Raw genomic sequence first — 22398 nt, 5'->3', positions numbered from 1 at the left:
GATTCGGCGTGACCGTGCAGGTGGGCGGGCGACCAGAGAGGCAGGGAGAACACCAGTGACGTACACGATTGCGGAACCGTGCGTGGACGTGTTGGACAAGGCGTGCATCGAGGAATGCCCGGTCGACTGCATCTACGAGGGCGGTCGCATGCTGTACATCCATCCGGACGAGTGCGTGGACTGCGGTGCCTGCGAGCCGGTGTGCCCCGTCGAGGCGATCTTCTACGAGGACGACGTGCCGGACGAGTGGAGCGCGTACGTCAAGGCCAACGTCGACTTCTTCGACGATCTCGGATCCCCCGGCGGCGCCGCCAAGCTCGGCAAGGTCGACTACGACCCGCCGTTCGTGAAGGCGCTGCCGCCCATGGGCGAGGAATAGTGATCGGCGGTACCGTGGCGCGCACTCGTCGTTCGGTGGCCGCGAGCCTGCCGGACTTTCCGTGGGACTCGCTGACCGGCGCGAAGGAGAAGGCGGCCGCGCATCCCGACGGCATCGTCAATCTCTCGGTCGGCACCCCCGTCGACCCCGTCGCCCCGGTCATCCGTGCGGCGCTGCTCGCCGTCGCGGAGGAATCCGGGTATCCGACCACCCACGGCACGGAAGCGCTGCGCGCCGCCGCGGTCGGGGCGCTGGCCCGCCGCTACGGTGTCACCGGCATCGACGAGTCCGCGATCCTGCCGGCCATCGGCACCAAGGAGATGATCGCCTGGCTGCCGAGCCTCCTCGGCCTCGGCGGCAGTGACCTGGTGGTGATCCCCGAGCTGGCGTACCCGACCTACGAGGTGGGAGCGCTGCTCGCCGGCACGCGGATCATTCGTGCCGACGGGCTCAACCGCCTGGGACCCGAGGGCGCGGCGCTGGTGTTCGTGAACTCGCCGTCGAACCCGACGGGCAAGGTGCTCGGCCTCGAACACCTGCGCAAGGTGGTGGACTGGGCGCGCAGCCGCGACGCGATCGTCGTCTCCGACGAGTGCTACCTGGGCCTGACCTGGGAGGGCGAGGCGCTGTCCGTCCTGCACCCGAGCGTGTGCGACGGCGACCACACGAACCTGCTCGCGGTGCACTCGCTGTCGAAGACGTCGAACCTGGCCAGCTACCGCGCCGGGTTCGTCACCGGCGACGCCGAACTCGTCGCGGACCTGCTCGAGGTGCGTAAGCACGCCGGCATGATGGTGCCGCTGCCGATCCAGGCGGCGATGACCGTCGCGCTGAACGACGACGAACACGAGAACGCGCAGCGCGAGCTGTACCGCAAGCGCCGCGAGGTGCTGCTCGCGGCCGTCCGCGGCGCCGGGTTCACGGTGGATCACTCCGAGGCCGGCCTGTACCTGTGGGCGAGCCGCGGCGAGGAGTGCCGCGCGACGGTGGACTGGTTCGCCGAACGCGGGATCCTCGTGGCCCCGGGCGAGTTCTACGGTCCCGGCGGCGTCCAGCACGTGCGGATCGCGCTGACGGCCTCGGACGAGAGGATCGCGGCCGCCGCGCAGCGGCTGATGTGACGCGCGCGCAGCGGCTGATGTGACGCGCGCGGCGGCGGATGTGCCGCCCGCGCGGCGGAGGCGACCGTCCGGCGGCGCAGCCGTGCACCGGCGCGCGGCGGAAGCGACGCTGCCCGAGCAGGATTGCCGTATGCGACGCGGTGTTCGGCGCTACCCTGGGCCCAGGGAGGCCCCATGGACGCCGTCACTGCAGTTCCTGCGCCGGCCAACGAGCCGGTCCACACCTACGCTCCCGGCAGCCCGGAGCGGGAGCGTCTCACCGCCAAGCTGAAGGAGCTGGCGGCCGAACCGGTGGATGTCTCGCACGTCATCGGCGGCGACCACGTGCACGGTGAGGGCGATCGCTTCGACATCGTCCAGCCCCACAACCATCACGCGGTGCTCGGCACGCTGCGCAACGCCACCCCGGCGGACGCGACGGCGGCCGTCGAAGCGGCGACGGCTGCGGCCCCCGCGTGGCGGGAGATGTCGTTCGACGCCCGCGCGGCCGTGCTGCTGCGAGCCGCCGACCTGCTCGCCGGGCCGTGGCGGGAGACGCTCGCGGCCGCCACCATGCTGGGCCAGTCCAAGTCGGTGCAGCAGGCGGAGATCGACGCGCCGTGCGAACTGGTCGACTTCTGGCGGTTCAACGTGCACTTCGCCCGCGCGCTGCTCGCCGACCAACCGTCCTCGTCGCCGGGCGTGTGGAACCGGATGGACTACCGGCCGCTCGAGGGATTCGTCTACGCGATCACCCCGTTCAACTTCACGGCGATCGCCGGGAACCTGCCCACCGCGCCGGCGCTGCTGGGCAACACCGTGGTGTGGAAGCCCGCACCGACGCAGTCCCTGTCGGCGTACTGGACGATGCGCCTGCTCGAGGCGGCGGGGATGCCGCCGGGCGTGATCAATCTGATCACCGGGGACGGCCGGGTCGCGTCGGAGGTGCTCCTGCGCGATCCGCGGCTGGCCGGTATCCACTTCACCGGTTCGACCCGGACGTTCCAGCACCTGTGGCGGGAGGTCGGGGCCAACATCGACGGCTACCGCACGTATCCGCGGCTGGTGGGGGAGACCGGCGGCAAGGATTTCGTCCTCGCGCATCCGTCGGCCGATCCGGGTGTGCTGTCCACGGCCCTGATCCGGGGGGCCTTCGAATACCAGGGCCAGAAGTGTTCGGCGGCGTCGCGGGCGTTCCTGCCCCGCTCCCTGTGGCGGCGCATGCGCACCGAGTTCCTCGACGAGGTCGAGAACCTGACCTACGGCGACGTGACCGACCTGTCGAACTTCGGCGGCGCCCTGATCGACCGGACCGCGTACGAGAAGGTCGTCGGCGCCCTCGGGCGGGCCCGTGACCGCGAGTCGATCGAGATCGCCGTGGGCGGCGGGTACGACCAGTGGGTCGGCTGGTTCGTGCGGCCCACCGTCCTGCTCGCCGACGATCCGGGTGACGAGTCGATGTGCACGGAGTACTTCGGTCCGGTGCTGAGCGTGCACGTCTACGACGACGCGGAGCCGGACGCGTGGAGGCGGGTGCTCGACCTCGTCGACCGCGGCGCCCCCTACGCGCTCACCGGGTCGGTGGTCGCCGAGGACCGCGCGGCCGTCGAGGAGGCCACCGCCGCGCTGCGGTTCGCGGCCGGCAACTTCTACGTCAACGACAAACCCACCGGCGCGGTGGTGGGGCAGCAACCCTTCGGCGGCGGCCGGGCGTCCGGCACCGACGACAAGGCGGGCTCGCCGCTGAACCTGCTGCGCTGGGTGTCGGCGCGGACGATCAAGGAGACGTTCGTGCCGCCGACGGACTACCGGTACCCGCACATGAAGGGCGGGTGAGGTCCGTGGTCGCCTCGGAACCGCTGCCGTCGCCGCCCGTGACGTCGCGGGCGCTGCCGCGGCTGGCGTCGAACCCGCTGCGGCCGGTGATCCTCGCCGCCGCGAAGTCGCCCCGCGTCCGGGCGCTGGTCACCACGGCGCCGCCGACACGCCGGCTCGTCGACCGGTTCGTCGCCGGCGACACCCGCCCCGACGCGCTGGCGGCCACGAAGGCCCTGCTCGGCAGCGGGCGGGCGGTGAGCATCGACCATCTCGGGGAGGACACCACCGATCTCGCGCAGGCCCGGGCGATCGTCGCCGAATACGAGGCGCTGATCGCCGACCTGACTCCGCTGGTCGATCGCGGTGCGCCGATGCCGGCGGTGGAGGTGTCGGTCAAGCTCACGGCGCTCGGCCTGGCCCTCGGCCCCGAGGGCCCCGGCCTCGCGCTCGAGCACGCCCGGCAGATCTGCGCGGCCGCCGCCGCGGCGGGGGTGTGGGTCACCGTCGACGCCGAGGACCACACCACCACCGACGCCACCCTGTCGGTCGTGCGGCGGCTGCGCGAGGACTTCCCCTGGGTCGGTGCCGTGCTGCAGGCCTACCTGCGCCGCACCGAGGCGGACTGCCGGGACCTGTCGGGCCCGGGCTCGCGGGTGCGGCTGTGCAAGGGCGCCTACCGCGAACCGGCGTCGGTGGCGTACCAGGATTCCGCCGAGGTGGACGCCTCGTACCTGCGGTGCCTGCGGGTGCTCATGGCCGGGCAGGGTTATCCGATGGTGGCCTCGCACGACCCGGCGATCGTGGCGGCCGCGGGACCGCTCGCCGCCGAGTACGCCCGTGGCCCGGACGGATTCGAGCATCAGATGCTGTACGGGATCCGCGACCTCGAACAGCGCCGGCTCGCCGGCGCCGGGCTGCGCATGCGGGTGTACGTCCCCTACGGGGCCCAGTGGTACGGCTACCTGATGCGGCGGCTCGCGGAGCGGCCGTCGAACCTGCGGTTCTTCCTGCGCTCGGTGGTGTCACGGGATTGAACGCCCGGTGCCGGGGGAGCGGACCCGCCGTCGACGGAACCGGACGCCGGGTACGTCCGCAGGTACATTGACGCCCGTGAGCACCTCGGACGCCGACCCCGGTTCGGTGCTCCTGCTCGCCCTCGTCGCGGCCCTCGCGGTGCTGCTCGCGCAGCGTCGGTGCGCGCCGCCGGGGCGGCTGGTGTGGTGGCCGCCGCCGGGGCGGCTGCTGTGGCCGCCGCCGGTGACCGCGCTCGTGCTGTGGCTCGTCGTCGCGGTCCCGTCGCTGCTGCGCCTGGCCGTGCCGTCGCTGCTCGGGACGTTCGGTCGCGACCCGCTGCGGATCCGCGCCGAGGAGGAATGGTGGCGGGTCCTGACCTCGGTGCTCGTGCAGGACGGCGGCGTGTTCGTCACCCTGGTGAATCTGCTCCTGCTCGCCGTCGTCGCGACCGTCGCGGTGCGGGTGTGGGGCCCGGGCCGGGCGGTCGGGTTGTTCGCGGTGAGCCAGCTGCTGTTCGGACTGTTCACCGCGTTCGTCTCGCCGTCGACCGGTGCCGGCAGCTCGGGCGCGTCGTTCGCCGTCGCGGGGTCGATCGCGGGCCTGTGGCTGGCGGTCGGTGCCCGCGGGGCCGTGCTCGCGGCCGCCGTCGGCATCTGCCTCGCCGGCGCCGGGCTGGTGGTGGCCGGTGACGGGCACGGCGTGGCCGTCCTCGTCGGTGTGCTGCTCGGCGCGGTGCTCGGGACGGTGGCGCCGCCGCGCCGCGCCGCCCTCGCGGCGGCTGTGCGATCCTGACCGACGTGTCTTCGCTGCTTCGTTCCCTCAACCCTCTGGCCGTCGCGCGCGGCGACGACCTGCCCGACGCCGTCCGCATCGACGGGCACACGCTCTCGCGCAGCGACATCGTCGGAGCGGCCGGTGCCCTGGCCCGCCGCATCGGCGGAGCCGAACGTCTCGCGGTGCTCGCCGCGCCGACCGCGACGACGGTGATCGCGGTGGTGGGCTGCCTGCTCGCCGGGGTCACCGTCGTCCCGGTGCCGCCGGACTCCGGTCCCGCCGAACGCGAGCACATCCTGCGCGACTCGGGAGCGCAGGCGTGGCTCGGGGACGCGCCGGACGAACCCGGCCTTCCGGTGGTGCCGGTGCGGCTGCACACCCGCGACTGGCACAGCCACCCGGAACCCGATCCGTCCCGCACGGCGTTCGTGCTCTACACCTCCGGCACCACCGGAGCGCCGAAGGGCGTGCTGCTGAGCCGCCGCGCGATCGCGGCCGGGATCGACGCGCTGGCCGAGGCGTGGGACTGGACCGAACGCGACACCCTGGTGCACGGGCTGCCCTTGTTCCACGTGCACGGCCTGATCCTCGGCGTGCTCGGTCCGCTGCGCGTCGGCAGCCGGCTGATCCACACCGGCAGGCCCACCCCGGAGGCGTACGCACAGGCGCACGGCACCCTGTACTTCGGGGTGCCGACGGTGTGGTCGCGCGTCGTGGAGGACGAGGAATCGGCGAAGGCCCTGAGCGGTGCGCGGCTGCTCGTGTCCGGCAGCGCGCCGCTGCCCGTCCCGGTGTTCGAGCGCCTGCGCGAGCTGACCGGGCTGACCCCGATCGAGCGGTACGGGATGAGCGAGACGATGCTGACGCTCAGCACCCGGGTCGACGGGGAGCGCCGGCCCGGATGGGTCGGTACTCCGGTGCGCGGCGTCGAAACCCGGCTGCGCGACGAGCACGGCAACGACGTCCCCCACGACGGGGAGAGCATCGGCGGGCTGCAGGTACGCGGGCCGATGCTGTTCGACGGCTACCTGAACCGTCCCGACGCGACGGCCGCGGCGTGGACCCCGGACGGGTGGTTCGTCACGGGCGACGTCGCGGCGATCGATCCGGGCGGATTCCACCGCATCGTCGGTCGCGAGTCGACGGACCTGATCAAGTCCGGCGGCTTCCGGGTCGGTGCCGGCGAGATCGAGACCGTGCTGCTCGGCGATCCGTCCGTGCGGGAGGTCGCGGTGGTGGGCGCCCCCGACGACGATCTGGGCCAGCGCATCGTCGCCTTCGTGGTGCCCGCACCGGAGGGCCCGGCCGTCGACCCGGGCGCGCTGATCGAGCTCGTGGCCCGTCAGCTCTCGGTGCACAAGCGGCCGCGGGAGGTGCGGGTGGTGGACACCCTCCCGCGCAACGCGATGGGCAAGGTCCAGAAGAAGCAGCTGCTGACCTGACCCTCGGCCCGTCGTCGCCACTCCCGGTGTGAGCCACGTCTCGGCGGGACCTTGTCCGATTCGCCCGGGCCACGTACCTTCCTACGGCAGAGTAAGTTCGTCTCATTCCGGAGTCATGGGGGGTCCGCGGAATGTCGGTGTCCGAATACGGTTCGCGGTCCGGGGTGGCGTTCGTCGTCGACGGAAGGCCCGCCTCGGTCCCGCTGCGGGACCTGCCCGCCGTCGCCCGCAAGCTGGTCGCGCACTTCGCGGACAACGTCGCGCCGTGTTCGCTGCAACCGGGCGAAGCCCTGCGCGGCGACGTCACCGAGATCACCGTCCGGTGTCTGCGCCTGGCGATCCAGGTGCTCGACACGGGGGAGCTGCCCACCGACGCCGACCTGGCGGAGCTGCGCAGCAGCGCCGCCCAGTGGGCGCGCGCCGGATTCCGTCTGGAATACATGCTGCGCATCTATCACGAGGGCATCCGGCTGGGCTGGGAACTCGTCACCGCAAGGGCCCGCGAGGGCGACGTCGAATCGGTCGCCGCGGCGTCGCGGCTGTGGATGGCACTGCTCGAACGCGTCACCGTCGCCGCGACCACCGGGTTCGTCGCCGAGCTCGAGGCGATGCGCCGCAACCGCGACGTCGCGGCCCAGGAGCTCGTGACGGCCCTGCTCGGCGGGCAGGACGCCGCCGCCGTCGCGCGCCGGTCCGGCCTCGAACTGGCCGAGCGGTACACGGTGCTGGGCGTGCGGCTGGGCCGGCACCCGGACGAGCGCAACCCGCACGTGCGGCCGGAGGTCGTCGCGCGGCGTACCCTGCGGCGGCTCGAGACCGAGCTGGACCGGGTGTGCGACGGCCGGCAGCTGACGATGCTCGGGCCCGAGGGCGGCACCGTACTGCTCGGCGACACCCCGGCCGAGCACATCCGCACCGCGCTCTACGAGCGGGTCGCGCGCGCCGCCGGGGTGCCACTGACGGTCTCGCTCGTCGAGTCCGACGTCCCCGGCATCCCCGCCGCGGCGCACCAGGCGCACGAGCTGCTCGAACTGGTGGGCCATCTGCGCCGGCCCGCCGGCGTGTACCGGATGCAGGACCTGGCGTTCGAGTATCAGCTCACCCGGCCCGGGCCGGCGCGCGAGCACCTCGTGCGGGTGCTCGACCCGCTGGCCGACGCGCCGGAGCTGGTCGAGACCCTCGAGACCCACATCGCCCACGAACTGAGCCGCCAGCGCACCGCGCGGAGTCTGCACGTGCACGCCAACACCGTGGACTACCGGCTCAAGCGGGTCGCGCAGCTCACCGGGTTCGATCCCACCGTCCCCTCCGGGCTGCGGCACCTGCACGCCGCGCTCGTCGCGCGGCGCCTCCAGAGCGGAGCGGCAACCGGCGGCTCACCTTCCGCGGGCACGTGAGACCGGACCGTTACGATGTGGCGCAGATCATGACGACGGTGTGTGCCGCGCGGCCCGGCACCGGCAGGGGAGGACCACATGGCAGGAGGCCGCCACAGCGTGCGGACGGCACGTGACGGCCGATCGACCCGGGTTGTCGTCGTCGGAGCGGCGGTGGTGGCACTCGCGGCGGCCGGAGTCGGCGTCGTCCGCGCCCTGGCCGGGGGATGCGACACCGTCGAGCAGTACAGCCTCGCCGTCGCTCCGAGCATCGAACCGGCCGTGAGTTCCGCCCTCTCGGGGAACGCGGACACCCACTGCTACGAGTTCACGGTCGACACCGCCGAACCGGGGGACGTCGCCGGGCTGCTCGGCACGGGGATCGACGCGCCCGACCTGTGGATTCCGGACGCCCGGTGGTGGGCGAGTCGCGCGGCACCGACCGCCGCCGGGCCGGTACAGATGATCGCGGGGGCGGTCGCGAGCACCCCCGCGGTGCTCGTCGGGCCCCCGGGGGCGGTTCCGGAGGTGTCCACCTGGCGCGCCGCCCTCGCGATCCCGGATCTGGTGCTGGGCAACCCGCTGCGGACCGGTGTCGCCGCCGCCCCGATCCGGGCGGCCCTGGCCGAGACCCAGGACGACCCCGTCGCCGTCGGCACGGTACGCACCGCCATGGTGCCCCTGGCCCAGAAGGAGAGCATCCGCACCGAGGAGGCGCCCAGCGGCGCCGACCTGCTGGCGACGATCGGCGCCGACGGCGGCATCGGCGTCGCCACCGAGCAACAGGTGCTGGCCTTCGCGACAGCGAACGAGTCGGCCCTCGAGGCGCGGGTACCGGACAACGGCAGCATCCTGCTGGAGTATCCGGTGGTGGTGACGGCGCCCGTGCCCGACCGGCACCATCGCGCGACGGACGCCGCCCGGGTACTGATCGAGGTGCTGGGCACGGAGAAGGCCCTCGACGTGTTCCACGACCACGGGTTCCGCGGGCCCGACGGCGAGCCGCTGCCCGACGGCCGCGGCATCGGGGGCGTGCCGCTGCTGTCACTGCGGGACGAGGCGATGGCGGAGGAGGCGCTCGGCGCCTGGTCGCTGATGGCGTTGCCGATCCGCACGCTCGTCGCGATCGACGTGTCCGGTTCGATGCAGTTTCCGGCCGGTGACGGCACCCGGATGGACCTGACGGTGCGGGCCGCCCTCGCGGGCAATGCGATGTTTCCCGACAGCGTCTCCGCCGGGCTGTGGGCGTTCTCGCAGAACCTCGGCGGTGACGGCCAGGACTATCTCGAGCTGGTGCCGATCCGGCGGTACGACACCGACGTCGACGGGCGCACCCAGCGTGAGGTGATGGCGGCCCAGGCGGAGAAGGTGCCCGGTCTGGTCGGGGGTGGCACCGGCCTGTACGACACGACCCTCGCGGCGTTCCGCGCCGTGCAGCAGAGTTACGACCCGCGCGCGGTCAACAGCGTCATCGTCCTCACCGACGGAGCGAACGAGGATCCCGACAGCATCACCGAGGCGCAGCTCCTCGAGATCCTCGCGCGGGAGCAGGACCCGGCGCGGCCGGTGATCGTCGTGACGATCGGCATCACGGAGGACGCGGACGCGCAGACGCTCGCCGAGATCTCCCGCGTGACCGGCGGCTCGAGCTACGTCGCCCGCGACCCCGCGGACATCGCGAACGTGTTCGTCAACGCCCTCGCCGACCGCGGCGAGCGCTGAGGCTGCCGGTCGCCCCCGGAACTTGCCGTGCCCGGAACTACCGCGCCGCGGTGCGGGACCGGCTCCGGCGCTGCCACAGCCGGGACATCGCGGCGATGAACAGGAACAGCACCGCCGTCGAGGCCAGCTGTATCCGCGCGGCGGAGTCGAACAGCATGAGCACGATGAACGCTCCGAGCATGGCCAGGGTCAGCCAGCTCAGGTAGGGGAACGCCCACATCCGGACGGTGAGGCGGCCCTCCTGTTCGAGCGTGGGCCGCAGCCGCAGGTGCGAGACGACGATGAAGATCCAGATCGCCAGCAGGGCGGAGCCGACCGCGTTGAGCAGGATGCCGAGGATGTCCTCCGGCAGCCACCAGTTCAGCAGGACCGAGACGAACCCGAAGAACACGGACAGCAGCACGGCGTTGCGGGGAACACCCGTGCGGGAGAGCTTCGCGAGCACGGTCGGGCCGTCGCCGCCCCGGCCGAGGGAATACGCCATGCGTGAGGTGCCGTAGACGTTGGCGTTGAACGCCGACAGCAGGGCGATCACCACGACGAGTTCCATGAAGCCCGACACGTACGGGAGGCCGGCGATGTCGAGGACGCTCACGAACGGCGAGGTCTCCCCGCTCGCCGACGTCCACGGCAGCACCAGCACCATGATCGAGATCGAGCCGAGGTAGAACAGGCTGATGCGCCACACGACGGTGCGTACCGCGGTCGCGATGGACCGCTCGGGGTCGCGCGACTCGGCCGCGGCGATGGTGACGATCTCGATGCCGCCGAAGGCGAAGGCGACGGCCAGCAGGCCGGCGGCGATACCGGCGAGCCCGTTGGGGGCGAATCCGTCGCCGTCGCCGAGCAGGTGTGTCAGTCCCACCGGCTCGGTGTCCGGCAGCAGACCGAACACCAGCAGCACACCGATGACGAGGAACGCGATGATGACCGCGACCTTCAGCGCCGCGAACCAGAACTCGAACTCGCCGAAGTTGGCGACCTTCGCGAGGTTCACCACCGCGAAGAACGTGACGAACACCAGGGCCACCACCCATTGCGGCACGCCCGGCAGCCAGCTGCTCACGATCGCCGAGGCGCCGGTGATCTCCACGCCCAGCACCATGATGAGCATGAACCAGTAGAGCCAGCCCATCGTGAAGCCGGCCCATTCACCGATGCCGATGCGGGCGTAGTGGGAGAAGGATCCGCTGGCCGGGAGGGCCGCTCCCATCTCGCCGAGCATGCGCATCACGAAGACGATCATGATGCCGGCCAGGACGTAGGAGACGATCACCGCGGGCCCGGCGGCGGCGATGCCGACGCCGGACCCGAGGAAGAGGCCTGCGCCGATCGCGGAACCGAGCCCCATCATCGTCAGGTGCCGGACCTTGAGCCCGTGCTCGAGGTGGTCGGCTTCGGTGAGGGTGTGCTCGGTTTTCGACACGATCGGTTTCTCTGGGTCAGTCGTTGGCGTGCAGCGCCGCATTCAGTTCGACGCCGGTGCCCTTGGTGGGAACCACCTCGACGGCGCCGCTGACCGAGTTGCGGCGCAGCATCAGGTTGGAACGGCCGTTGAGGTCCTTGGCCTTGACGACGGTGCCGTCGGGGCCGCTGACCTTGGTGCCGGCGGTGACGTACAGGCCGGCCTCGACGATGCAGTCGTCGCCGAGGGAAATGCCGACACCGGCATTGGCTCCGAGCAGGCAGCGCTTGCCGATGGCGATGACCTCCTTGCCGCCGCCGGACAGGGTGCCCATGATCGACGCGCCACCACCGATGTCGGAGCCGTCGTCGACGACGACGCCGGCGGAGATGCGCCCCTCGACCATCGAGTTGCCGAGCGTGCCCGCGTTGAAGTTCACGAAGCCCTCGTGCATCACGGTGGTGCCGGCGGCCAGGTGCGCGCCGAGGCGGACACGGTCGGCATCGGCGATGCGCACCCCGGACGGCACGACGTAGTCGACCATGCGGGGGAACTTGTCGACGCCGTACACGGTCACGGGGCCACGGATGCGCAGGCGCGAGCGCACCAGTTCGAAGTTGTCGACGGCGCACGGGCCGTAATTGGTCCACACGACGTTGGCGAGCAGGCCGAACACGCCGTCGAGGTTGGCACCGTGCGGCCGGACGAGGCGGTGCGACAGCAGGTGCAGCCGCAGGTAGGCGTCGTGCGCGTCGGCCGGGGGCTGCGACAGGTCGGCGATCGTCGTGCGGACCGCGACCTGGTTGACCTCGCGCGCCTCGTCGGCGCCGACCAGCAGCGCGAAGTCCGACGGGATGTCCGTGCCCTCGAGCCGGGACGTGCCCGTCTCGCTGTATTCGCCCAGCGTGGGGGCCGGGTACCAGGTGTCGAGAACGGTGCCGTCCGCCGCGATGTTGGCGATGCCTACTGCTGATGCTCCCTGTGCACTCACGGTCGTGAAGCGTACGCGAGGCGTCGTCGTTCTCGCGGACGGCCTGGGAAATCGCCCCACGTATTGTTCTTGCATGCCTGCACCGCGCCTGGACCTGCACGCCGATCCGATCGAGCTGACCGCCGCGCTGGTCGACATCCCCAGTGTCTCGCAGGACGAGACGGTGATCGCCGACTCCGTCGAACAGGCGCTGCGCGAGCAGACCACCGGCTTCGAGATCGTCCGCAGCGGCAACGCGGTCCTCGCGCGGACCCGGCTCGGCCGGCCGAGCCGGGTGCTGCTGGCCGGGCACCTCGACACCGTGCCCATCGCGGACAACGTGCCGTCGCGGCGCGACGGGGAACTGCTGTACGGCTGCGGCACGGCCGACATGAAGTCGGGCGACGCGGTGTTCCTGCACCTGGCCGCCACCATCGAGGACCCGGCGCACGATCTGACACTGGTCTTCTACGACTGCGAGGAGATCGCCGCGGCCCACAACGGTCTCGGCCGCATCGAGCGGGACCTGCGGGACTGGCTGGACGCGGACGTGGCGATCCTCGGCGAGCCGACGGCGGGGCAGATCGAGGCGGGCTGCCAGGGCACCCTTCGGGTGCGGATCGCGACGACCGGGGTGCGGGCGCATTCGGCGCGGTCCTGGCTGGGGGACAACGCGATCCACCGGCTGGCCCCGGTGCTGGAGCGGCTCGCGGCCTACGAACCGCGATCGGTGGACATCGACGGCTGCGTCTACCGCGAGGGTCTGTCCGCGGTACGGATCGCCGGCGGCGTCGCCGGCAACGTGGTGCCCGACGCCGCGGACCTCGACGTCAACTTCCGGTTCGCGCCCGACCGCACCGTCGAGCAGGCTCTCACGCACGTGCGGGAGGTGTTCGACGGTCTCGACGTCACCCTCGAACTCACCGACAGCTCGCCCGGCGCGCTGCCCGGCCTGGCCCACCCGGCCGCCGCGGATCTCGTCGCCGCGGCCGGCGGCCGGTTCCGGGCCAAGTACGGGTGGACGGACGTCGCGCGCTTCGCGGCACTGGGGATCCCGGCGGTCAACTACGGTCCCGGCGATCCGAATCTCGCGCACAAGCGCGACGAGCACGTGCCCGTGCAGCAGATCACGGAGGTCGCCGGCACGCTGCGGAGGTACCTGGCCGGCTGACGCACGATGGGGGGCATCGGCCGGGGCGGCACCGCGGCATCCCCTAATCTGAGCGCATGGCGCGCGACACCGACCCCGGATCCCGCGACCGTGCGAGTGCCGATGTGGTGCACCGCGGTCCCGTCCAGTTGCGCCGGGACCGGGCGACCGAGACCACGACGATGGACCAGCGCCTGCTGGACCGGCGGGGCCCCTCCGACTGGGTGCACACCGATCCGTGGCGGGTGCTGCGCATCCAGAGCGAATTCGTGGAGGGTTTCGGTGCGCTCGCGGAGGTGCCGCGCGCGGTGGCGGTGTTCGGCTCGGCCCGCACCCCCGTCGACCACCCCGAGTACGTCACCGGCCGTGCCCTCGGGGCCGCGTTGGCGGCGGCAGGCTATGCGGTTGTCACCGGTGGCGGGCCGGGGGCGATGGAGGCGGCCAACCGGGGCGCGAGCGAGTCGGGCGGGTTCTCCGTCGGACTGGGGATCGAGTTGCCGTTCGAGCAGTCCCTCAACGAGTGGGTCGACCTCGGACTGAACTTCCGTTACTTCTTCGCCCGCAAGACGATGTTCGTGAAGTACTCCCAGGCCTTCGTCTGCCTGCCCGGCGGTTTCGGCACGCTCGACGAGCTGTTCGAGGCGCTCACGCTGGTCCAGACCCACAAGATCACCCGGTTCCCCATCGTGCTGCTGGGCACCCACTACTGGGCGGGGCTGCTCGAATGGATCCGGCACGCGATGGTCGGCGAGGGACGGATCGCGCCGAGCGACCTCGATCTGCTGTACCTGACCGACAGTGTCGAGGAGGCGGTGCAGATCGTCGTCGACGCCCATCGCGGGCAGGACGAGTCGGCGCTGTACGGAGGGGGCGGGGCGTGGTGAGCGGTTTCCATCCGTTCGAGGGCATCGGCGGTCAGCGCACCGTCGAGGCGCGGGCGGTGTGCGTGTACTGCGCCTCCGGGCCGGTCGACGAGTCCTACCTCGAGCTCGCGGCGGCGGTGGGGACCGCCATCGGACAGCGCGGCTGGCAGCTCGTCTCCGGCGGCGGCAACGTGTCGATGATGGGTGCGCTCGCCCAGGCGGTGCGTGCCGCCGGCGGGCACACCGTCGGTGTGATCCCCAAGGCGCTGGTGCACCGCGAGGTCGCCGACGTCGACGCCGACGAGCTGATCGTCACGGACACGATGCGGCAGCGGAAGCAGGCGATGGAGGAGCGTGCCGACGCGTTCGTCACGCTGCCCGGCGGGATCGGCACCCTCGAGGAATTGTTCGAGACGTGGACGGCCGGCTATCTGGGCATGCACGCCAAGCCGGTGGTGCTGCTCGACCCGGTGGGGCACTACCGGGGGCTGCTGGACTGGCTCGAGGCGATGGTGCCGACCGGCTTCGTCAACCGTCACGCGCTCGACGGCCTGCAGGTCACCGACGACATCGACGACGCCCTCGACCGGTGCGCCGGGTGAGGGGCTTCCACTTCGCGCCGAGGTTGCTTACTCTGCAGTAAGTTCCTGTCCGTCCGTACCGAGGATGCCATGACCGAGTCCGGCTCGACGATTTCCCTGGTGGGTCTCGCCACCCAGCTTCCGCGAATGCTGCCCGACGCACCGAGCCTGCTACGCGGCGCGCTGGGGCTCACCCGGCGGCCGGAGGCACGCGAGACGATCGGGTCGGTGTTCCAGCGCCTCGCGGAGCGGAACCCGGACCGGCCGTTCCTGCGGTTCGAGGGCGACGCCCTCAGCTACGGCGACGCCAACGCCCAGGTCAACCGCTACGCCGCCGTACTCACCGCGCAGGGCGTGCGCACCGGCGACGTCGTCGGCGTGCTGATGAAGAACCGCCCGGAGGCGCTGCTCGTCGCGCTCGCCACGGTCAAGCTAGGTGCCGCGGCCGGCATGCTCAATCACCATCAGCGCGGCGAGGTGCTCGCGCACAGCCTCGGCCTGCTCGACAGCCGGGTGCTCGTGGTCGGGGAGGAGTGCGAGGAGGCCCTGGAGTCCCTCGACGGGGCGCCGCCGGCCGGAAAGGTGCTGCGCGTCGGCGAACTCGACGACCTCGCCGTCGCCGCCGACTCCGCGAACCCCGCCGTCACCGACCGCCTGCAGGCGAAGGAGACCGCCTTCTTCATCTTCACGTCGGGTACCACCGGCATGCCCAAGGCCAGCCGGATGACCCATTTCCGGTGGCTGAAGTCCATGTCGGGGCTGGGCAGCCTCGGTGTCCGGCTGCGCCGTGACGACACCCTGTACTGCTGCCTGCCGCTGTACCACAACAACGCCCTCACCGTGTCGCTGTCGTCGGTGCTCGCCGCCGGCGCCACCTTCGCGCTCGGCCGCAAGTTCTCCGCCACCGGTTTCTGGGCCGACGCGAAGCGCAACGGCGCGACGGCGTTCGTCTACATCGGGGAGATCTGCCGCTACCTGCTCAACCAGCCACCGTCGCCGGACGACCGTGACCACAACATCCGGTTGATGGTGGGCAACGGACTGCGGTCCGAGATCTGGACCGAGTTCACCGAGCGGTTCGGCATCGCCCGCGTCGCCGAGTTCTACGGCGCCAGCGAGTGCAACATCGCGTTCGTCAACGCCCTCAACCAGCCCCGCACCGCGGGTGTCTGCCCGCTGCCGTACGCAGTGGTCGACTACGACCACGAGACCGGCAAGGCGCTCCGCGGACCGGACGGCCGGCTGCGCCGCGTCGGCCGCGGCGAGGTGGGCCTGCTGCTGGCGAAGGTCACCGACCGCGCCCCGTTCGACGGCTACACCGACCCCGAGGCGAGCGAGTCCAAACTCGTGCGCGACGGCTTCGAGGACGGCGACACCTGGTTCGACACCGGCGACCTCGTCCGCAGCCAGGGCTTCATGCACGTCGCGTTCGTCGACCGCCTCGGCGACACCTTCCGGTGGAAGGGCGAGAACGTCGCCACCACCGAGGTCGAGGCGGCCGTGTCGGCGAACGAGTCGATCTCGCAGGCGGTGGTCTACGGGGTCGAGATCCCCGGCACCGACGGCCGGGCCGGCATGGCGGCGATCACGCTCCACGACGGTGCCGAGTTCGACGGCCCCGCGCTCGCGGCGCAGCTGTACCGGGCGTTGCCGTCGTACGCGGTGCCGCTGTTCGTCCGTGTCGTCGACGAACTCGAGCACACCTCGACGTTCAAGAGCCGCAAGGTGGACCTGCGCAAGCAGGGCTACGCCGACACCGGCGACGACGCGGTGTACGTGCTCACCGGGCCGGGGGAGGGCTACCGGCCCGCGTACGACGGCTACGTCGAGGCCGTCGCCGGGGGCGAGCTGCCGGCGGGCTGACTACCGCCGGGCCGGTTCCTGCCCGGGGCCGCCCGCGGGTGCGTGCCAGGATGGAAATCATGACCGCCTCCGTCACCGTCTCGCCGACCCTCTGCGGCCGCCCGGTCGCCACCGACCGGGCCCTGGTGATGGCGATCGTCAATCGCACCCCGGACTCGTTCTACGACCGGGGCGCGACCTTCACCGACGACGCTGCGATGGCGGCCGTGGACCGGGCCGTGGCCGAGGGCGCGGACCTCGTCGACATCGGCGGCGTGAAGGCCGGCCCCGGCGAGGTGGTCGACGCGGCGGAGGAGACCCGGCGGGTGGTGCCGTTCGTCGCGGCGATCCGGGCCCGCCACCCCGGGCTGCTCGTCAGCGTCGACACCTGGCGCAGCGACGTCGCGCGGCGCGCGGTGGCGGAGGGGGCGGATCTGATCAACGACACGTGGGCGGGTGCCGATCCGGAGCTGGTGAGCGTCGCTGCCGAACTCGGCGCGGGCATCGTCTGCTCGCACACCGGGGGCGCGGTACCACGCACCCGGCCGCACCGCGTGCGCTACACCGACGTCGTCGCCGAGGTGACACGAGAGATCGTCGCCGCGGCCGAGCGGGCCGCAAAGGCCGGGGTGCCCGGCGACTCCATCCTCATCGATCCGACCCACGATTTCGGCAAGAACACCTTCCACGGCCTCGAGTTGTTGCGGCGCGTGGACGTTCTCGTAAATACCGGGTGGCCCGTGCTCATGGCGCTGAGCAACAAGGACTTCATCGGGGAGACTCTGGGAGTGGAACTCGCCGACCGGTTGGAGGGCACATTGGCAGCGACAGCACTTGCGGCCGCGGCAGGCGCGCGGATGTTTCGGGTGCACGAGGTGGCGGCGACCCGTCGCGTGGTCGACATGGTGGCGGCCGTCGCCGGCACGCGGCCCCCGGCGCGCACCGTGAGGGGGCTGGCATGAGCACCGCGATGACCCGGCCGTGGGCCGAGGCGAACAGCTGGGACGAGCCCGGATGGAGCATCGCCGAACTCGAACGCGCGAAACGGGGCCGGACCGTGTCGGTGGTGCTGCCCGCGCTCAACGAGGAGACGACCGTCGCGGGGGTGGTGGACACCATCCATCCGCTGCTGGGCGGGCTGGTCGACGAGCTGATCGTGCTGGACTCCGGGTCCACCGACCGCACGGCGGAGCGGGCCCGCAGCGCCGGAGCCCGCGTGCTGTCCCGGGAGGAGGCGGTGCCGGGCCTCGCCCCGGTGCCCGGCAAGGGGGAGGTGCTGTGGCGCTCCGTCGCGGCCACCACGGGTGATCTCATCGCGTTCGTGGATTCGGACCTGCTCGACCCCGATCCGGCGTTCGTCCCCAAGCTGCTCGGACCGCTGCTCACCGGCGAGGGAATCCACCTGGTCAAGGGCTATTACCGCCGCCCGCTCCGGGTCAGTGGCGCCGAGGAGACCAACGGCGGGGGGCGGGTCACCGAACTGGTGGCGCGGCCGCTGCTCGCGGCGCTGCGGCCGGAGCTGACGTGTGTGCTGCAGCCGCTGGGCGGCGAGTACGCCGGCACCCGGGAACTACTGTCGGCGGTGCCGTTCGCGCCCGGCTACGGCGTCGAGATCGGGCTGCTGCTCGACACCTACGACCGGCTCGGGATCGGCGCGATCGCCCAGGTCAACCTCGGCGTGCGCAAGCACCGGAACCGGCCGCTCGGGGAGCTGGGGGTGATGAGCCGGCAGATCGTCGGCACCATGCTCGCCCGCTGCGGGATCCCCGACTCGGGAGCGGGCCTGACCCAGTTCCTGGTGGACGGCGACGCGTTCGTTCCCGTCACCACGGAGGTCAGCCTCGCGGACCGGCCCCCGGCCGCCACCGTCGCCTGACCGGGCGCCCTGTCGGTGGCCCGTGCCAAGATCGGTACATGCTGACGGTTCTGCTCTACCTGCTCGTCATGGTGGTCGTCGGCGCGGTGCTGTTCCTCGTGGCGAGCGCGGTGTTCGGCCGCGGGGAGACCCTGGCGCCGATCCCACCGGATACCACCGCAACGGCCCTGCCGGTCACCGACGTGACCGGCGCGGACATCCGGGATCTGCGTTTCCAGCAGGTGGTGCGCGGCTACAAGACCGCCGAGGTGGACTGGGCGCTCGACCGGCTCTCGCACGAGATCGACGACCTGCGGGCCAGGCTCGCCGAGTACGAGGACGCCCAGCGGGGCACGCCCGGCGGCGACGGTGGGGACGCCGCGGTGGGGCAGGCCGACGCATCCGTTGCAGCAGAGGCCGCAGGGGACCGCTCGGACAGGGGGGAGTAGCGATGGACGAGGACCGGGTGCGCTGTCCGTGGGCGGTGGATCCGCCGGGGTCCACGCTGTACCGGGACTACCACGACGAGGAGTGGGGCCGCGAGCTGCACGGGCGCGACGAGCTGTTCGAGCGCCTTGCCCTCGAGGCGTTCCAGTCGGGGCTGTCGTGGCTGACGATCCTGCGCAAGCGGGAGGCGTTCCGGTCGGCGTTCGCGGGGTTCGACGTCGAGGTGGTCGCCGGCTACACGGGCGACGACGTCGATCGCCTGCTCGACGACGCCGGCATCGTCCGGAACCGGCGCAAGGTCGAGGCGGTGGTCGCCAACGCCCGGGCGGTGCTCGAGCTGGACGGCACGGACCTCGACGCGCTGCTCTGGTCGTTCGCACCGCCGCGGCGCGCCCGGCGTTTCCGCTCCGTGACGGAGGTGCCGGCGGTGACACCGGAGTCGACGGCGATGGCCCGCGAACTGAAGCGGCGCGGCTTCGCGTTCGTCGGCCCTACCACGGCGTATGCGCTCATGCAGGCCACCGGCATGGTCGACGATCACCTCGCTGGGTGCTGGGTCGAGACGGACGTTCGACCAGCTTCCGGCCACATTAGGGCAGAGTCAGCTACCCGGCGGTCGGCCGGATAGGGAAGAATGATGTGGCGAGCCTCGTCGAATTCCGGCGAGGTCCCCACGGTAACCCACGCGCGCAAGAGTCGAGCGCAGATTTGGAGGGAGCAGAGGATGGCGGCCATGAAGCCCCGGACCGGGGACGGTCCCCTCGAAGCAACCAAAGAGGGACGAGGAATCGTCATGAGGGTTCCACTCGAGGGTGGCGGACGTCTGGTCGTCGAACTCACGCCGGAGGAAGCTGCAGCGCTCGGCGAAGAGCTCAAGGGCGTCACCAGCTAGGTGTCGGCAACCGGCGACGATTCGCCGGGTTCTCCGGGCCCCGCGCGCCACGGTGCGCGGGGCCCGTTGCTGTTCGTACTCCGGTGCTCTTCGTATCTCGGAAGGACTGCCCGTGCTCGACGCGGTGACCGATCTGCTCGCCTGCCCGCAGTGCGAGCGCGGACTCGACCTCGACGACGGCGTGCTGCTGTGCGAGGCCGGGCACAGCTTCGACGTCGCCCGCCAGGGATATGTCAGCCTCCTCACCGGGGCCGCGACGCGGTTCACCGGCGACACCGCGGAGATGATCGCTGCGCGGGCGGACTTCCTCGATGCGGGACACTACGATCCGCTGCTCGCGGCCGTCGCCCGCTCCTGTGCCGAACGTCCCTGCGGCGACGGCACCGCGCGCGTCCTCGAGGTGGGCGCCGGCACCGGGCGGTATCTCGCGGCGGTGCTCGACGCGCTGCCGGGCAGCCGCGGCGTCGGGCTCGACGTGTCCAAGCCCGCGGTCCGGCGCATCGCCCGCAGCCACCCCCGCGTCGGGGCCGTGCTCGCCGACGTGTGGCGGCAGTTGCCGATCCGCAGCGGCGTCCTCAGCCACGTGCTGTCCGTCTTCGCGCCGCGCAACGCCGCCGAGACGCACCGGGTCCTCGCGCCGGGCGGTGTGCTCGTCGTCGCGGCCCCCACCCCGTCGCACCTGCGCGAACTGGTGGCCCTGCCCGGCATGGTGCAGGTGGACGAGCGCAAGACCGAGCGGCTGGGGGCGGCCCTGTCCGGCGCGTTCGAGCGGGTCGACCGCGCCGACGTGCAGTTCACCCTGGAGCTCGACCGCCCCGCACTCGGACGGCTGGCCGGCATGGGGCCCTCGGGGCACCACCTGACCGCCGAGCGGCTGTCGGAGCTGGTCGCGGGGCTGCCGGAGCCTTTCCCGGTGACCGCCTCGGTGACGGTCACCGTGTGGGAACGGCGCGAGACGCACTGAGCCGGGACGCTCAGTGCCGCGCGGCGGCGACCTCCTGGTACACCGCGAGGGTCTGCCGTGCGATCTGCGCCCAGGAGAACTCCGCGATGGCCCGCACCCGTCCGGCCCGGCCCATCTCCGCGGCCAGGGCGGCGTCGCCGGCGACCTCGTTGATCGCCGCGGCCAGCGCCTGCTCGTACGCCCGCGGCTCGTAGGAGTTGTAGTGCACGAGCCGGCCGGTGACCCCGTCCTCGACGACCTCGGGGATGCCGCCGACGTCCGATGCGACGACGGCGGTCTCGCAGGCCATCGCCTCGAGGTTCACGATCCCCAGCGGCTCGTACACCGACGGGCACACGAAAACTGATGCCGCGGAGAGGATTTCACGGACCGATTCGGTGGGGAGCATCTCGCGGACCCAGAAGACGTTGCCGCGCCGGCGCTCGAGTTCGGCCACCGCCTGCTCGGTCTCGGCGGCGATCTCCGGGGTGTCCGGCGCGCCGGCGCACAGCACCAGCTGAATCCCGGGGTCCACGTCGTGGGCGGCGGCGATGAGGTGCCCGACGCCCTTCTGGCGCGTGATGCGCCCGACGAACGCGACGATCGGCCGATCGGAGTCCACCCCGATCCTCTCCAGCGCGGACGGCTCTCCCGGCCCGGCCGGGCCCGGGTGCCACACTCCGGTGTCGATGCCGTTGCGTACCACGTGCACGCGGGCGGGGTCGACGAACGGATATGCGTCCAGCACGTCGAGGCGCATCCCCGCGCTGACCGCGACGACCGCGTCGGCGTGCTCGACCGCGTTGCGTTCGGACCACGAGGAGACGCGGTAGCCGCCCCCCAGCTGCTCGGCCTTCCACGGCCGGCGCGGTTCGAGCGAATGTGCGGTCAGCACGTGCGGCACGTCGTACAGCTCGGCGGCGAGATGGCCCGCGAGGCCGGTGTACCAGGTATGTGAGTGGACGACGTCGGCGCCGCTCGCGGCGTGCGCCATCCGCAGCTCGGCGGACAGTGTCGTCAGCGCCGGGTTGGCGCCCGCGAGTTCGGGGTCCGGGCCGTGGACGAAGGCGCCGTCGCGGGGCGCTCCCATGCAGTGCACGTCGACTTCGCACAGCCGGCGCAACTGCGCAACCAGTTCGGTGACGTGCACGCCGGCACCACCGTAGACCTCCGGCGGGTACTCCCGCGTCATCATTGCCACCCGCACCGGATCAAACTATCCGGCGCGTGACGTTCCGGCCACCGATGGGCCTCTTCGCTGGCGGCGGAGGGGGGTGACGGATAGGTTGACTGTGTGAGGAGCCAGCCCCATGTGCTTGGAATCGTGCTCGCCGGTGGCGAGGGCAAACGCCTGTATCCGCTGACGGCGGACCGCGCGAAACCGGCGGTACCGTTCGGCGGTGCCTACCGACTGATCGACTTCGTACTGAGCAACCTGGTCAACGCCGGTTTCCTGCGGATCTGCGTACTGACCCAGTACAAGTCCCATTCGCTGGACCGGCACATCTCCCAGACGTGGCGCCTGTCGGGCTTCACCGGCGAGTACATCACCCCGGTGCCGGCGCAGCAGCGGCTCGGGCCGCGCTGGTACACCGGCAGCGCCGACGCCATCCTCCAGTCGCTCAACCTCGTCTACGACGAGGATCCGGAGTACATCGTGGTGTTCGGCGCGGACCACGTCTACCGGATGGACCCGGAGCAGATGGTGCGCCAGCACATCGAGTCCGGCGCGGGCGTGACCGTCGCCGGCATCCGGGTGCCCCGCAGCGAGGCGTTCGCGTTCGGCTGCATCGACAGCGACGAGCACGGCCGCATCACCCAGTTC

22 protein-coding genes are annotated in these 22398 nt (G+C 71.9%); 19 read left to right on the top strand and 3 right to left on the bottom strand.

What is annotated here, in order from left to right:
- The first annotated feature begins 55 nt into the window (after positions 1-55).
- The 8 genes from fdxA to G6038_RS03895 all read left to right on the top strand — a co-directional run bounded on the left by fdxA (position 56) and on the right by G6038_RS03895 (position 9625).
- The gene (gene fdxA / locus G6038_RS03930; RefSeq protein ID WP_006933964.1) at positions 56-379 is read left to right on the top strand and encodes a ferredoxin; all 324 of its coding nucleotides are present in this window, start codon (positions 56-58) and stop codon (positions 377-379) included.
- A gap of 35 nt (positions 380-414) precedes the next feature.
- A complete protein-coding gene (gene dapC / locus G6038_RS03925; RefSeq protein WP_165036130.1) occupies positions 415-1500 on the top strand; it encodes a succinyldiaminopimelate transaminase in 1086 nt (361 codons plus the stop codon).
- A 174-nt stretch (positions 1501-1674) separates the two neighbouring features.
- Positions 1675-3315 (top strand): L-glutamate gamma-semialdehyde dehydrogenase, encoded by a 1641-nt coding sequence (pruA, locus tag G6038_RS03920; RefSeq protein WP_165036021.1) that lies wholly within the window; start codon positions 1675-1677, stop codon positions 3313-3315.
- Positions 3312-4331 (top strand): proline dehydrogenase family protein, encoded by a 1020-nt coding sequence (locus tag G6038_RS03915; protein WP_165036020.1) that lies wholly within the window; start codon positions 3312-3314, stop codon positions 4329-4331. Before pruA ends, G6038_RS03915 begins: the two co-directional genes overlap by 4 nt.
- A gap of 76 nt (positions 4332-4407) precedes the next feature.
- Positions 4408-5103, top strand: coding sequence for a rhomboid family intramembrane serine protease (locus tag G6038_RS03910; RefSeq protein WP_165036019.1), 696 nt, complete (start codon positions 4408-4410; stop codon positions 5101-5103).
- A gap of 5 nt (positions 5104-5108) precedes the next feature.
- Positions 5109-6527: an acyl-CoA synthetase gene (locus tag G6038_RS03905; protein WP_165036018.1), complete on the top strand. Its 1419-nt coding sequence runs from the start codon at positions 5109-5111 to the stop codon at positions 6525-6527.
- Between the two features lie 131 nt (positions 6528-6658).
- Positions 6659-7924, top strand: a complete 1266-nt coding sequence (locus tag G6038_RS03900) for a helix-turn-helix domain-containing protein (RefSeq protein ID WP_165036017.1) — start codon at positions 6659-6661, stop codon at positions 7922-7924.
- Between the two features lie 78 nt (positions 7925-8002).
- Positions 8003-9625, top strand: a complete 1623-nt coding sequence (locus G6038_RS03895) for a substrate-binding domain-containing protein (protein ID WP_206024245.1) — start codon at positions 8003-8005, stop codon at positions 9623-9625.
- 37 nt (positions 9626-9662) lie between these two features.
- On the opposite strand, the gene G6038_RS03890 is transcribed toward G6038_RS03895, so the two are convergent.
- On the bottom strand, positions 9663-11051 hold the full coding sequence (locus G6038_RS03890) for an amino acid permease (protein WP_165036016.1): 1389 nt from the start codon (positions 11049-11051) through the stop codon (positions 9663-9665).
- A gap of 16 nt (positions 11052-11067) precedes the next feature.
- Positions 11068-12021: a 2,3,4,5-tetrahydropyridine-2,6-dicarboxylate N-succinyltransferase gene (gene dapD / locus G6038_RS03885; protein ID WP_165036015.1), complete on the bottom strand. Its 954-nt coding sequence runs from the start codon at positions 12019-12021 to the stop codon at positions 11068-11070.
- 73 nt (positions 12022-12094) lie between these two features.
- Between dapD and dapE the strand changes: the two genes are divergently transcribed.
- From dapE to G6038_RS03835, 10 genes are all read left to right on the top strand, one after another.
- Positions 12095-13171: a succinyl-diaminopimelate desuccinylase gene (gene dapE / locus G6038_RS03880; protein ID WP_165036014.1), complete on the top strand. Its 1077-nt coding sequence runs from the start codon at positions 12095-12097 to the stop codon at positions 13169-13171.
- Positions 13172-13227: 56 nt separating this feature from the next.
- Complete coding sequence (locus tag G6038_RS03875) at positions 13228-14034, top strand: TIGR00730 family Rossman fold protein (RefSeq protein WP_165036013.1); 807 nt, start codon at positions 13228-13230, stop codon at positions 14032-14034.
- Positions 14028-14615 carry a TIGR00730 family Rossman fold protein gene (locus G6038_RS03870; RefSeq protein WP_165036012.1) on the top strand — a complete coding sequence of 196 codons (588 nt, stop codon included), beginning with the start codon at positions 14028-14030 and terminating at the stop codon, positions 14613-14615. The genes G6038_RS03875 and G6038_RS03870 overlap by 7 nt, the downstream gene beginning before the upstream one ends.
- A 69-nt stretch (positions 14616-14684) precedes the next feature.
- Positions 14685-16457: a long-chain-acyl-CoA synthetase gene (locus G6038_RS03865; protein WP_165036011.1), complete on the top strand. Its 1773-nt coding sequence runs from the start codon at positions 14685-14687 to the stop codon at positions 16455-16457.
- Between the two features lie 59 nt (positions 16458-16516).
- Positions 16517-17398, top strand: a complete 882-nt coding sequence (gene folP, locus G6038_RS03860; protein WP_165036010.1) for a dihydropteroate synthase — start codon at positions 16517-16519, stop codon at positions 17396-17398.
- Positions 17395-18312: a glucosyl-3-phosphoglycerate synthase gene (locus tag G6038_RS03855; RefSeq protein ID WP_165036009.1), complete on the top strand. Its 918-nt coding sequence runs from the start codon at positions 17395-17397 to the stop codon at positions 18310-18312. Before folP ends, G6038_RS03855 begins: the two co-directional genes overlap by 4 nt.
- Positions 18313-18350: 38 nt before the next feature.
- A complete protein-coding gene (locus tag G6038_RS03850; RefSeq protein ID WP_165036008.1) occupies positions 18351-18740 on the top strand; it encodes a DivIVA domain-containing protein in 390 nt (129 codons plus the stop codon).
- Between the two features lie 2 nt (positions 18741-18742).
- Complete coding sequence (locus G6038_RS03845; protein ID WP_165036007.1) at positions 18743-19366, top strand: DNA-3-methyladenine glycosylase I; 624 nt, start codon at positions 18743-18745, stop codon at positions 19364-19366.
- A gap of 96 nt (positions 19367-19462) precedes the next feature.
- On the top strand, positions 19463-19630 hold the full coding sequence (locus G6038_RS03840; protein ID WP_003936084.1) for a DUF3117 domain-containing protein: 168 nt from the start codon (positions 19463-19465) through the stop codon (positions 19628-19630).
- A 112-nt stretch (positions 19631-19742) separates the two neighbouring features.
- Complete coding sequence (locus tag G6038_RS03835) at positions 19743-20594, top strand: putative RNA methyltransferase (protein ID WP_165036006.1); 852 nt, start codon at positions 19743-19745, stop codon at positions 20592-20594.
- 10 nt (positions 20595-20604) lie between these two features.
- Here the strand turns inward: G6038_RS03835 and glgA are convergent, their stop codons facing one another.
- On the bottom strand, positions 20605-21780 hold the full coding sequence (glgA, locus tag G6038_RS03830) for a glycogen synthase (RefSeq protein ID WP_165036005.1): 1176 nt from the start codon (positions 21778-21780) through the stop codon (positions 20605-20607).
- Positions 21781-21867: 87 nt separating this feature from the next.
- On the opposite strand from glgA, the gene G6038_RS03825 reads away from it, so the two are divergent.
- The coding region (locus G6038_RS03825; RefSeq protein WP_165036004.1) for a sugar phosphate nucleotidyltransferase at positions 21868-22398 on the top strand (531 nt) is incomplete at its 3' end.

Origin of the sequence: Rhodococcus sp. 14C212, assembly GCF_011058195.1 — a bacterium.
GTDB classification, from domain to species: Bacteria; Actinomycetota; Actinomycetes; order Mycobacteriales; family Mycobacteriaceae; genus Rhodococcus; species Rhodococcus aetherivorans.
Note: the sequence above shows the minus strand (reverse complement) of the source record. Positions and strands in the feature narration are given on the sequence as shown.